The organism is Kitasatospora putterlickiae, from assembly GCF_039527695.1.
Taxonomy (GTDB): Bacteria; Actinomycetota; Actinomycetes; order Streptomycetales; family Streptomycetaceae; genus Kitasatospora; species Kitasatospora putterlickiae.
This window is the reverse complement of sequence record NZ_BAAAKJ010000255.1, coordinates 29,047-40,891: the sequence shown is the minus strand read 5'-3', so window position 1 is coordinate 40,891 and position 11,845 is coordinate 29,047. Positions and strand designations below refer to the sequence as shown.

Here is an 11,845-nt window from a genome sequence, read left to right as displayed (position 1 = left end):
GGCGGCGCGCCCGTCAGGGATCAGACCCTGAACTCGGCGACGTAGCGGCGTGGTTCGCGGCGCAGATCGCCCTCCCAGCGGTCGGCGCACTGCTCGGCGAAGGTCCGGCGGGTGTCCAGCACCTCGTCCAGCGGGTCGAGGTGGTCCAGCACCCGCTCCGGTTCCAGTCCGGCGTCCACCCGGGCCCGCAGACCGGCCCGGGCGAGCCGGACCAGTTCGGCGGCGAGGTCGAGCACGCGCTCGCCGCCGAGCATCGTCCGCAGACCCTCGGACGGCAGCGCGGCCGCCGCCGACCGGTGCTCGTCGGCCGTGAAGCCGCGCAGCAACTCCCAGGCGGCGGCGCGGGATTCCGGGTGGTAGCCGAGGCCGGTCCAGAGCGCCGGCATGGCGGCGAGGTGCCGGTACGGCGGACCGTCCCCGGAGCGCAGCTCCAGCGTCCCGCGCACCCGCACCGCCGTCCAGATCTGCGACAGATGGGCGAGCCAGTCCTCGTACCGGGGCGGCGAACCGTCCTCGTCCTCGAAGCCCTCGCGCAGCAGGGCGGCGAACGGCCGCTCCGGGGCGAGCCGGTAGCTTCCGTCCGGGCGCCGCCGGTAGATCATCGGCCGCTCCAGCGCCCAGTCGACGACGTCCCCGATCCCCACCCCCGAGCGCAGGGCCGGCGGCATGACGCCGCAGCGGGCCGGGTCCATCCGCAGCCAGTCCCGTGAGCGGTGCGACAGCATGCCGTTGGAACGGCCGCCGCTGATGGGCGAGTTGACGAACAGCGCGGCGACCGGGGTGGACGCGGCCATCAGCATCCGCAGCTTCTCGGTGAAGTCCCGCTCGTCCAGGTAGTCCAGGTGCACCTGGGTGGACAGCGACAGTGCCATCACCCGGCGCGCCCCGGAGCCGACCGCGCCGATCCGGGCGAAGTGCTCGCGCATCACGGCGCCGCGGACCATCGGCACCCAGGCCATCGCCTCCACCCGGTCGAACGGCAGCAGCGCGCCGGGCAGCAGCGCCAGTCCGAACCGGCCCACCAGCTCGGCCAGTTGCTCCAGCATCGCGCGCGCCTCGGTGACCGCCCGGTCCAGCCCGGCGACCGGTGCCGAGGAGTACTCCAGCTGGCCGCCGTGTTCGAGGGTGATCCGCACGCCGTCCGGAAGGTCGACGCCGGTCAGCCGGCCGGTGTCGAACTGCGGCTCGCCGCCCCGCTCGGCGAGGACGGCGCGCAGGATCGCCTCGATGCCGCCCGGTCCCTCGTACGGGGCGGCGAGGCCGGTGTCGGGGTCGACCACGCCGTTCTCGACCTCCAGACCGATCCGCTCGACCCGGTCGGCGGGCGGGGTGAAGGGGGCGCGCAGGTCGGCGCGGCTCAGCGGAGGCGGGTGCGCGGCCGCCGCCCGGGGGGCTCCGGCGGCGTTCACGGGCGGCTGCCCACCTCGGCGGGGGCGTACGGCTCGCCCCGGTGTCCCCACTGGTCCAGCACCCGGAGCACCACGCCGAGCGCCGACTGGGCCGCGCCCTGCATCCAGGCGTGCGCGGCCGACAGGTGCTCCCCGGCGAACCAGATCCGCGGGCGGTCGACCGGGTGCGGGGTGCCCAGGCCGACCAGGTAACGGCTGTGCTCACCGGGGGCCAGGTGCGCGAAGGCGCCGCCGCCGAGGCCGACCTGGTCGTCCCAGTTCCAGTGCACGATGTCGTCGACCTCCTCCCGGATGCGGGGGTGCAACCGCTCCAGGCACTCCAGGACGAGCAGGTCGCGGTCGGCGGGCGGGAGGGTGGTGAAGCGGCGGGCGTTGGCGCCCCACAGGTAGGCGCCGGTGAGCACGGCGGGGGCGTGCGAGCGGTCCGGGTCGACCGCGACCAGGCGGTGCCTGCCGCTGTGGCTGCTGCTCCTGCTCCCGTTGCCGTTGCCGTTTCCGTTGATCGGGGTGTCGGCCGGGCGGGCGTTGTCCGACGGGTACCAGCACTGCTGGATCGGCATGTCGGTGAAGCTGCCGCCGCCGAAGATGCCGTCCCGCAGCTCCCAGCTGCGCCGCCGGGTGTGGACCAGGGCCTTGGTGCTGCTGGCGTAGCTGATGCCGCGGATGGCGTGCTGCTGGTGGTGCGGCAGGGCGGGCCGGAAGGCGATCTGGTCCAGCGCGGGCACCGGCACGCAGCACACCACGAAGTCGAAGCGCTCGCTGACCGGGCTTCCCAGCCGCCGTCCGCCGACCCGCACGCCGGTCCCGGAGAGCTTCAACTCGTCGATCCGGGTGGACAGGTGGAGCGTCCCCGGGCGCAGCTCCCGGACGAAGGCCTGCACCAGGGTCTCCATGCCGCCGACGAGTTCCACCTGCCCGAGGTGGAACAGCCCGAAGTAGTCGACCAGCACCTCCAGCAGGCAGGACTGCTCGTAGTGCGCGAGGCCGCTGGCGTGGCCGAGCAGGTGCCAGGCGTCCGGGGAGATCCGCTCGTGGACGTACTGCCAGAGCGAGACGGTGGTCAGCCGGTCGAGCGCCGGGTCGTCCCACCGGCCCTCCAGCAGGTGCCGCTGCTGGTCGGTGCTGAGCGAGACCCAGACCGTGCGCAGCAGGTTGTCCAGCACGTCGAGCGGGGTGCCGCGCTCGCCGGCGCGCAGCGCGTAGACCGAGTTCAGCGCCCCCGCCTGCTGGATCCGGACGCGGTGGCCGCGCAGGTGGTAGTAGGCGTCCGGGTTGAAGTTGACGAACGGGCGCGTCGGCAGGCCGAAGGCGGAGATGTAGTGCAGGACGCAGTGGTGGTTCTCCGGGACGCGCATCGCGCCCAGGTCCGCGTACGTGCCGTCCCAGAAGCGGTGGGTGCGGACCCGGCCGCCCGGGCGGTTCAGCCGCTCGTACAGGACGATGTCGAAGCCGCGGCGCTGGAGCTCGTAGCTGGCCACCAGGCCGGCGATCCCGGCGCCGATCACCGCTCCCCTGGCCCCGGCGGGTGTCTGGACGGGGTTGAGCAGGCTCTTGGGGAAGGCAAAGCTCTCGTCGAACATCCGCACCTCGCTGAGTCGATGCCCCAGCATGGTCAGGTGGGCCCGGCCCGAGCCACCAGGGCGCGGCCATCCGGAGGCGGCACACGGACGCGGGCCCGCCCCGGTGGACGGACCCGCGTCGGTGTGCTGGCCTACGAGCGGCCCGCCTGCGGCCTACTTGTTGATGCAGGTGTTGCCGAAGGCCGGGTTGAGGAGCCCGATGATGTTGATCGAGTTGCCGCAGATGTTGATCGGCACGTGGACGGGGATCTGGATCTGGTTGCCGGACAGGACGCCGGGGGAGTTGGCGGCCACGCCCGAGGCAACGGAGTCGGCGACGGCGGTCCCGCCGCCGGCCAGCAGGGCGGCGGCCGAGAGGACACCGGCGGCGAGGGCGGTGCGAGTACGCATGTCTCTCCTTAGAGGTGAGTTGGCAGATCAGAGCACCAATCACACCGGCGCGGAACGGCGATCCCCCCGTATTGCTCGAATCGAGGGCGTGTCCGAAGCCCGGCCTGCCTGCTATGTAGACCGGTCTGCATATTCCACGCACCCCATCGCCCGGCGCCCGGAGTGGAAAGTCGGCCCGCCCGACTTCCCACTCCCGGCCAAGCCCTCCGGGGCGCTGATATGTAGACCGGTCTGCATATTCTCCCCAGGCTGCGACGCGCGCGTGGAGCAGGAAGTCGGCCTGCCCGACTTCCTGCTCCGGTGGCCCCTGCCGCAGGCGGGCGTGTGGCCCTGTGCTGCATCGGGCCCGGGGTGCGGTGGGTGCACGCGGAGTGGAAAGTCGGGCGGGCCGACTTCCTGTTCCGGTGGGGCCTGCCGCAGTTGGGCGTGTGGTCCGTGCTGCGTAGTCGTGCCCGGGGTGTGGTGGGCGTGTGGAGTGGAAAGTCGGTTGGGCCGACTTCCTGTTCCGGTGGGGCCTGCCGCAGTTGGGCGTGTGGTCCGTGCTGCGTAGTCGTGCCCGAGGCGCGGTGGGTGTGCGCGGGGAGTGGAAAGTCGGGCGGGCCGACTTCCCACTCCGGCGGGGCCCTGCCGAGAACCAATATGTAGACCGGTCTGCATATTTGAGCCCCGGGGTGCAGGCGCAGTGAGCGCCCGGGAGCAGGAAGTCGGGCCGGCCGACTTTCCACTCCGGCCGGGTGTGCTTGCTCCGTGCTATGTAGACCGGTCGGCATATTCCTCGCCGCGGCCCGAGTGGGCTCAGGAGGTGGGGAGATCCTGTTCGGCCCAGATGGTCTTTCCGTGGCGGGTGTAGCGGCTGCCCCAGCGGGTGGTGAGTTGGGCGACCAGGTAGAGGCCGCGGCCGCCCTCGTCGGTGAGGCGGGCGCGGCGCATGCGGGGCTGGGTGGCGCTGGGGTCGGACACCTCACAGGTGAGGCGTTCGGCGCGGATGAGGCGGACGCCGACCGGGCCGCCGGCGTAGCGGATCGCGTTGGTGACCAGCTCGCTCAGCACCAGCTCGGTGGTGAACGTCAACTCCTCAAGCCCCCAGGCCAGCAGCTGCTCGGTGGCCGCCTCCCGGACCCGCGCGACCGCCGCCGGGTCCGCGTCCAGCGTCCACCCCGCGGTGGCCTCCGGCGGCACCTCGCGGGTGCGGGCCAGCAGCAGGGTGACGTCGTCGGTGAGCCGGTGCGCGGGGAGGTCGGCGACGAGGTCCCGCCCCAGCTCCCGCAGTGCCGCCCCCGTCAGGGGGAGGACGGCGCCCTCCGGCGGGGCGGCCGCGGCGGCGAGCCGGTGGGACAGCTCGTCCATGCCCTCCTCCAGGTCGTCCGCGTACCCGAGGAGCAGCCCGTCCGTGTACAGCGCGAGCAGGCTGCCGGGCTCCAGGTCGACCTCGGTCACCTCGAACGGCAGCCCGCTCACGCCGAGCGGCGGCCCCGGCCGCAGCGGCACGTACGTCACCCGCCCGTCCGGTGCCGCGACGGCGGGCGGCGGGTGGCCCGCGGAGGCGACCGCGCAGCGCCGCGACACCGGGTCGTACACCGCGTACACGCAGGTGGCGCCGAAGGGCACGGTCTGCTGTTCGTCCGGGGTGTCGTGGCCGGCGTCGCTCCACATGCCGTGGCTCACCGGGGGCCGGGTGGCCGCCCCCGCCCCGGGCTCCGCGCCGGGGTCCGCGTGCGGGTCCTCGTCCTCCGGTCGTTCGGCCTCCACCATCAACTGGGCGACCAGGTCGTCGAGGTGGACCAGCAGTTCGTCCGGCTCCAGGTCGAGGTCGGCCAGGGTCCGCACGGCGGTGCGCAGCCGCCCCATGGTCGCGCTCGCCGCGAGCCCGTGGCCGACCACGTCCCCCGCGACCAGCGCGACCCGGGCGGAGGACAGCGGGATGACGTCGAACCAGTCGCCGCCGATCCCGCTCGCCGTGTCGGTGGGCAGGTAGACGCTCGCGGTGGAGACGGCGGTGGTCTCGGCCTGCGAGGGCGGCAGCAGGCTGCGCTGCAGCCCGACGGCGGCGCGGTGCTCGCGCGCGTAGCGGCGGGCGTTGTCCAGGGCGAGGGCGGCGCGGTCGGCGATCTCGCGCAGCAGCTCCAGGTCGGCCGGCAGGTACGGAGGCCGGTGCGGGGCGCGGTGGACGGTGACCCGCCCGAGCAGGCTGCCGCCGGCCCGCAGCGGGACCGTCATCGACGGGGGGAGGTCGGTGTGCGCGGTCTGCTCGCCGGGGTGGGCGTGCACGGTCACGCCGGTGGGCGGGGGAGGGGGCGCCACCGGATCGCCCGAGGTCACGACGGCGGTGCGGCGCAGCGGCACCCGGCCGTCCCGTCCGGCGGACGGCTCCCCGCCGGTGAACACGGCCTCGGCGACGTCGACCACCGCGAGGTCGGCGAGCCCCGGCACCGCCCCGCCGTCCGCCCCGCCCTCCCCGGGCGACGGCGGTGACAGCGGTGGCGACGGCGACAGCGACGACGGCGGCGAGGGCGCGGCGAGGACGGCGGCCAGTTCCTCCGCCGTCCCGGTGACCGACAGCGAGCCGCCGACGGCCGCCGTCGCCCGGTGCAGCAGGGCGAGCCGTTCGCCGGACCGGTGCAGCTCGGTGACGTCGGTGAACAGCGCCGTCACCCCGATCACCTGCCCGTCCGGGGCCTGCAGCCGGAACGCCGAGATCGCCATCACCGCACCGCCGGCCGGGTCCTCGATGGTGCGGACGATCTCCTCCGCGCCGATCAGCGGCCGCCCGGTGCGCAGCACGTCGCGCAGCCCGCGTTCGACGGCGGCGGCGTCCTGCGCCTGGAGGAAGTCGCCGAGCCGCCGTCCGCGCAGGTCCGGCGGCAGTCCGCTGTAGGGGAGCAGGTGGGTGTTGGTGCGGACGAGGCGCAGCCGCTCGTCGAAGACGGCCAGGCCGACCCGGTCCTGGAGGAACAGCTCGCGGGTGAAGGCCTGGTCCTGGCGCGAGCGGGCGATCTGCGGGGTGGGGGCGGCGAGCACGAAGTACCGGGGCGTGCCGCCGGCCTCCGGTTCCGGCGGGTCGCCGTCGGTGGGCGCGTTCAGCGGCAGCACCTGGTACGACAGCGGGAGCGGTTCGCCCCGGCCGGAGCGCAGCACCGCCTCGCCGGACCAGCCCTCGGCGCGCTGCCGGGCGCTGAGTTCGGACATCGCGGGCCAGCCGGAGGGGTCGGCGAGCAGGTCGTGCACGGGGCGGCCGTGGACCTGTGCGGTGCCGAGGTCGAGCAGCCTTTCCGCCTCCGGGGTCCAGCGGACGATGCGGCCGTCCGCGTCGAGCAGGGCTCCGACGGCGTTGACGACGAAGGGGGATCGGCCGCGGTACAGGGCGTCCGCCGTGTCCATCCGGTCCGCTCCTCTCCGTCGGCGGGTTCGCTGCCGCGACCCCTCCATCATCCCCCGGCCCGGCGAGCCCGCCAGTTCCGGGCGTCGTGGGGGCGGTGACGGGGCGCCGCCAGGGGGCTTCTCGGGCGTCGGCTCTTATTGTAATCTCCGTCAATAAGCGGGCCGTGCGGGTCCCGCGCAGGCCACGCACCCGACGGAGGCAGCCATGGCCCACCCCACGGATCACACCCCCACCAGAGCCCCCGCCGGGGCCGGCGACGACGTCTCCAGGCGACTCCTCGACTCCGCCGCCGTCCTCTCCTACGACCCGGCCGTCGAGATCGACTGGGACGCCCCGCTCCCGCCCGGGCACTACGGGCTCAACCCCGAGTGGAGCACCCTCTACGGCACCGCGCTCTGGGCGGAGATGACCGAGGAGCAGCGGGTCACCCTCACCCGCCACGAGGTCGGCTCGATCATGACCACCGGCATCTGGTTCGAGATGATCCTTCAGCAGATGGTGCTGCGCGACCAGTACCTCAAGGACCCCGCCGGTGCCGAGTTCCGCTTCGCGCTCACCGAGATCGCCGACGAGTGCCGCCACTCGATCATGTTCGCCCGCGCCTGCGAGAAGATGGGCGTCCCCCGGTACCGGCCGAACCGGCTCGTCGCCCACGCCGGGCGCGCCTACAAGTCCCTCGCCCGCGGCGAACTCGCCTACGGCGGCATCCTGGTGGCCGAGGAGGTGCTGGACGTCATGCAGCGCGACTGGATGCGCGGCGAGAACGTCCTCGACATCGTCCGCGGCACCTCCCGGATCCACGTGGTCGAGGAGTCCCGGCACATGAAGTTCGCCCGCCAGGAGATCCGCGAGCGGCTGCGCGGGGCCGGCGCGCTGCGCCGCCGCAACGCCGCCTTCGGCATCGCGGCCGGCGCCTACGTCATCGTCACCAGCATGGTTCACCCGTCCGTGTACCGGGCGGCCGGGCTGGACGTCGAACGCGCGCTCGCCGAGGTCCGGGCCAGCGAGCACCGCCGCGCCATGCTGCGCACCAGCAGCCGCCACCTGATGGCGTTCCTCGCCGAGAACGGCCTGCTCACCGGCGCGGCGGCGAGGATCTACCGGCGCATCCACATGCTCTGACCGGCCCCGGCCGACCCCAACCCACAACCCCCAACCCCCAACCCCCGACCCCCCGCGCAGCGAGGACCCCGCCCCCGCCATGGCCTACGCGATCACCCGCACCTGCTGCAACGACGCCTCGTGCGTGTCCGTCTGCCCCGTCAACTGCATCCACCCCACCCCCGACGAGCCGGACTTCGGCCGCACCGACATGCTGTACATCGACCCGGCCGCCTGCATCGACTGCGGCGCCTGCGCGGACGCCTGCCCGGTGGACGCCGTCTTCCCGGTCGACCGCCTGACGGGGCCCGACGCGGTCTACGCCGAGCTCAACCGCGACCGGTACCGCGACCACCCCGCCGACCACGCCTGGGGCGCGCCCGTCTTCCCCCGCAGCCTGCCCACCGGACTCGACCTCGGGTCCGGCCCGCTGCGGGTCGCCATCGTCGGCACCGGGCCGTCCGCGAGCTACACCGCGCAGGCGCTGCTGCGCTCCACCGGCGCCGAGGTCACCATGATCGACCGGCTGCCGGTGACGGGCGGGCTGCTGCGGTACGGGGTCGCCCCGGACCACCAGTCGACCAAGCGGATCGCCGAGAGCTTCGCGTCCGTCTTCCACGACCCGAGGCTGCGGGTGCACCTGAACGTCGAGGTCGGCACCGACCTCGGGCACGCCGAACTCGCCGCCCACCACCACGCGGTGGTGTACGCGGTCGGCGCCGCCGCCGACCGCCGGCTCGGCGTGCCCGGCGAGGACCTGCCCGGCAGCCTGCCCGCCACCACCTTCGTCCGCTGGTACAACGCCGAACCGACGGTGCCCGCCGACGCGGTCGCGCTCTCCGGTGGACCGGGCCCGGGCGCGGAACGGGCCGTGGTGATCGGCAACGGCAACGTCGCGGTCGACGTCGCGCGGATCCTGCTCACCGACCCCGACCGGCTCGCCGCCACCGACATCGCCGACCACGCGCTCGCCGCCCTGCGCGGCAGCGCGGTCCGCGAGGTCGTCCTGGTCGCCCGGCGCGGGCCCGAGCACGCCGCGTGGAGCGCGCCCGAGTTCCTCGCCCTCACCCAACTCCCGGGCGTGGACGTCGTGGTGGACGACCACCCGGAAGCCGATGCCGTGCCGCTGCTCGCCGGCCTTCCCCGGGAGCGGCTGGACGGCGCCGCACCGCCCCGGCCCGGTCGGCGGATCGTCCTGCGCTTCCACGCCGCGCCCACCGAACTCCTCGGCGACGAGCGGTCCGGCCGGGTCACGGCGGTCCGCCTGGCCGGTGCCGGCGACCTCCTGCGCGCCGCCCTGGTGGTCCGCTCCATCGGCCACCGCGGCGTGCCCGTCCCCGGGTTGCCCTTCGACGACGCCACCGGCACCGTCCCGCACCTCGGCGGACGCGTCCTCGACCCGGCGACCGGCCGCCCGCTGCCCGGCGGCTACCTGGTCGGCTGGGCCAAGCGCGGACCCTCCGGCGGCATCGGTGCCAACCGCGCCTGCGCAGAGGAGACCGTCCACGCCCTCCTGGACGACGCCGTCGCGGGCGCCCTGCCCGTCCCCGCCGCCGGCCGCAAGGCCTTCGACCGCCTGGTCCGCACCCGCCGCCCCGACGCCCTCGGCCTGCGCCACCTGCGCGCCATCGACCGCGCCGAACGCGCCCGCGGCGAGGCCACCGGCCGCCCCCGCGTCAAACTCCCCACCGTCCCCGCCCTCCTGGCCGCCGCCCGCCGCTGACCCCGGCACGACACGGAGCCGCTCAGGGCCCGCTCAGGGCCCGACGAGCAGCAGCACGATCCGGATCTCGCCGTCGCCTACCCGGTACCCCAGCGTCATCCCGGGTGCCGCGTCATCCCCTGGGACGGTGACGACGCGACCGGAGACGTCGGACCCGGAGGTGTAGGGACGCCCCAACTCAGGGTCGCGCCGGATGCTGAGGAGGGTGTGCAGGAACCTGCGTCGCTGGTCGGTGGCGAGGCCTGCCGCAGCGGGTCGAACGGCGTCGTCGAGGAAGACCGGCATGAGGTCAGACACTCAACTCCTCCCACTCCGGGAAGAGGTCGCCCACCGGCGTGCCGGGCCGGTCAAAGGCGGTCCGCAGCGCGTGCTCGATCTCGGGGACGGTGCGCAGGTGCAGCAGTTGCCGCCAGCTCTTGAGGTACTCCCGGATCTCGTGCAGGGGCACGTCCTCGATCTCGGCGTTGAAGCGTTCCAGGTCGCCGCCGGTCAGGACGCCCCGGAACTCGCGGATGGTCCTCGGGCCCTCCGGCAACAGGTGGGGCTGAACGGGTTGAGCGGTCACGGGTGCCTCGCTTCGACTGTGGCGATGTGGGCGACCGCTGGAGGCGGCGTATCCGAAACCTACCGCCAGGCCGGGTTTGACTCGCCATCAACCGAATAAGTCGGATGGTCCTCTCTTCGGCCGGTCGCCGGCCTCAGCTGAAGAGGGCGCCGAGGTCGAGGGGGGTGATCAGGAAGGTGCCGGTGGCCGGGTCGTGGGCGTGCAGGAGGGCGGTGCGGCCGGCGGGGACGGTGGGGTCGCCGGGCGGGGTGCGGACGGGGAGGAGGGCGGGCGAGCCGTCGTCGGTGGTGGTCTCGGCCCAGCCGTCGGCGGCGGTGGCGCCGCCCGGGAGGACCGTGCAGACGCGGCCGACCAGGGGGAAGGGTTCGGAAGCGAGCAGATCCCCGGGCAGGTCGTCGGGAAGCTCCCCGGGCGCGGCGTCGAGGTGAGGGCCGACGCCGCACCCCCCGTTCCGGGTGCCGGTGGCGCGGCCGACGTCGTGCCCCCCGGACACGGCGTCGGCCCCCAGGCCGCTGAGCAGGGCCAGCATCCAGTACTCGGCGGTCACCACCAAGGTTGGAAAGCCCGGTGCGGCCTTGAACTCCCCCGGCATCCGCCCGCTCCCCCCGACTTTCCACCAGGCGCCGGGCCCCCCGGGCGCCGTGGTGATCCTGTCAGGAGGAAAGCGTCCGCACACTGCCAGGACCTGGCAATCTTGTCGGTGTTTTGACACCGGAAAATATCCGGAAAACGAAAGCAACGCCCGGGCCGCTGAAACGTTCAAGATGCAACGTTCATGGTCAGAGCGGCTGATCGGGCCAGCCGAGCAGCCGTGCGCCCATCACGGCGGTCTCCAGCGTGTAGCGGTGCAGCGCGTCCGCCGGGTCGTAGCCGGTGAGGTCGCGGATGCGCTCCAGCCGGTAGCCGAGCGCCCGCACGCTCAGGCCGAGCCGCCGCGCGGTCTCCGCGTTCACGTACCCGGCCTCCGCCTGGACGGTGATGGTTTCCATCAGCGGGCGGGCCCCGCCGCGCGCGGCGGTGAGCGGGCCGAGCACGGTGCGCACCAGGTCGGCCATGGCGGACCGGTCGCGCATCAGCACCGGGAAGACCAGCAGCTCCTCGGCGCGCAGCCGCTGCGCCGGCAGCTTCAGCCGCTGCGCGTACTCCAGCGCGGCGAGCGCCTCCTCGTAGCTGCGCACGATGCCGCCGGTGCCGGCGTGCCGGCGGCCGGTGGCCACCCGCCGGGCGGCCGTGTAGCCGGGGCCGGGCCGCAGGGCGAGTTCGGTGAAGGCGGTGAGCACCGGCGCTTCGCCGTCGGAGGCGATGCAGACCAGCCGTCCGTCGCGGGCGGCCAGCAGCAGGGTGCGGTCGTCGTAGCGGCCGGTCAGTTCGCGCAGGACCCGGTGCGAGGCGGGCGCGCCCTCCAGGTAGGGCTCGTCGGCGACGGCGACCGCGACGGTGTACCCGGCGGCCAGCCGCAGGCCGAACCGCTCGGCGCGCTCGGCGAGCCGCCCGAGGTCGGAGCGGCCGTGCAGCAGGTCGTTGACCAGCTCGCGCCGGTTGGCCTCCTCCTGGCGCACGGCCATCCGCTGGGCGCGCTCGTGGCCCTCGGCGAGGGCGCCGAGGGCGGCCTGGATGGCGGCGAGCAGGGCGTCGCCGGTGCGCCGCAGCTCGGCGGCGGTGGCGGAGCCGAGGCCGGGGAGGTGCTGCCAGGCGGCG

General features: G+C 74.5%; 9 protein-coding genes and 1 pseudogene. 2 read left to right on the top strand and 8 right to left on the bottom strand.

The genetic code is table 11. The features are described from left to right. Positions 1-20: 20 nt before the first annotated feature. From ABD308_RS25710 to ABD308_RS25695, 4 genes are all read right to left on the bottom strand, one after another. Positions 21-1,409: a glutamate-cysteine ligase family protein gene (locus ABD308_RS25710; RefSeq protein WP_344338968.1), complete on the bottom strand. Its 1,389-nt coding sequence runs from the start codon at positions 1,407-1,409 to the stop codon at positions 21-23. Then, complete coding sequence (locus ABD308_RS25705) at positions 1,406-3,019, bottom strand: flavin monoamine oxidase family protein (protein WP_344338967.1); 1,614 nt, start codon at positions 3,017-3,019, stop codon at positions 1,406-1,408. Before ABD308_RS25705 ends, ABD308_RS25710 begins: the two co-directional genes overlap by 4 nt. Positions 3,020-3,142: 123 nt before the next feature. Further along, positions 3,143-3,379 (bottom strand): chaplin, encoded by a 237-nt coding sequence (locus ABD308_RS25700; protein ID WP_344338966.1) that lies wholly within the window; start codon positions 3,377-3,379, stop codon positions 3,143-3,145. 795 nt (positions 3,380-4,174) lie between these two features. After that, positions 4,175-6,757 carry a SpoIIE family protein phosphatase gene (locus ABD308_RS25695; protein WP_344338965.1) on the bottom strand — a complete coding sequence of 861 codons (2,583 nt, stop codon included), beginning with the start codon at positions 6,755-6,757 and terminating at the stop codon, positions 4,175-4,177. Positions 6,758-6,962: 205 nt separating this feature from the next. Between ABD308_RS25695 and ABD308_RS25690 the strand changes: the two genes are divergently transcribed. Together ABD308_RS25690 and ABD308_RS25685 are read left to right on the top strand one after the other, a co-directional pair. Further along, positions 6,963-7,880, top strand: coding sequence for an AurF N-oxygenase family protein (locus ABD308_RS25690; RefSeq protein ID WP_344338964.1), 918 nt, complete (start codon positions 6,963-6,965; stop codon positions 7,878-7,880). Between the two features lie 79 nt (positions 7,881-7,959). After that, positions 7,960-9,582, top strand: a complete 1,623-nt coding sequence (locus ABD308_RS25685) for an FAD-dependent oxidoreductase (RefSeq protein WP_344338962.1) — start codon at positions 7,960-7,962, stop codon at positions 9,580-9,582. Positions 9,583-9,615: 33 nt separating this feature from the next. Here ABD308_RS25685 and ABD308_RS25680 read toward each other — a convergent pair whose 3' ends face one another. From ABD308_RS25680 to ABD308_RS25665, 4 genes and pseudogenes are all read right to left on the bottom strand, one after another. Next, positions 9,616-9,879 (bottom strand): hypothetical protein, encoded by a 264-nt coding sequence (locus ABD308_RS25680; RefSeq protein ID WP_344338961.1) that lies wholly within the window; start codon positions 9,877-9,879, stop codon positions 9,616-9,618. Further along, a complete protein-coding gene (locus ABD308_RS25675; protein WP_344338960.1) occupies positions 9,872-10,147 on the bottom strand; it encodes a hypothetical protein in 276 nt (91 codons plus the stop codon). Before ABD308_RS25675 ends, ABD308_RS25680 begins: the two co-directional genes overlap by 8 nt. A 133-nt stretch (positions 10,148-10,280) precedes the next feature. Further along, complete coding sequence (locus tag ABD308_RS25670; RefSeq protein ID WP_344338959.1) at positions 10,281-10,739, bottom strand: hypothetical protein; 459 nt, start codon at positions 10,737-10,739, stop codon at positions 10,281-10,283. 187 nt (positions 10,740-10,926) lie between these two features. Next, positions 10,927-11,845 (bottom strand): annotated as a pseudogene (locus tag ABD308_RS25665) (PucR family transcriptional regulator); the annotation flags it as partial.

What these genes read in the sequence shown, in the direction of transcription:
- ABD308_RS25695 (WP_344338965.1), bottom strand. Translation starts at nt 6,757, where the DNA reads ATGGACACGGCGGACGCCCTGTACCGCGGCCGATCCCCCTTCGTCGTC.
- ABD308_RS25690 (WP_344338964.1), top strand. Translation starts at nt 6,963, where the DNA reads ATGGCCCACCCCACGGATCACACCCCCACCAGAGCCCCCGCCGGGGCC.
- ABD308_RS25705 (WP_344338967.1), bottom strand. Translation starts at nt 3,019, where the DNA reads ATGCTGGGGCATCGACTCAGCGAGGTGCGGATGTTCGACGAGAGCTTT.
- ABD308_RS25700 (WP_344338966.1), bottom strand. Translation starts at nt 3,379, where the DNA reads ATGCGTACTCGCACCGCCCTCGCCGCCGGTGTCCTCTCGGCCGCCGCC.
- ABD308_RS25670 (WP_344338959.1), bottom strand. Translation starts at nt 10,739, where the DNA reads ATGCCGGGGGAGTTCAAGGCCGCACCGGGCTTTCCAACCTTGGTGGTG.
- ABD308_RS25685 (WP_344338962.1), top strand. Translation starts at nt 7,960, where the DNA reads ATGGCCTACGCGATCACCCGCACCTGCTGCAACGACGCCTCGTGCGTG.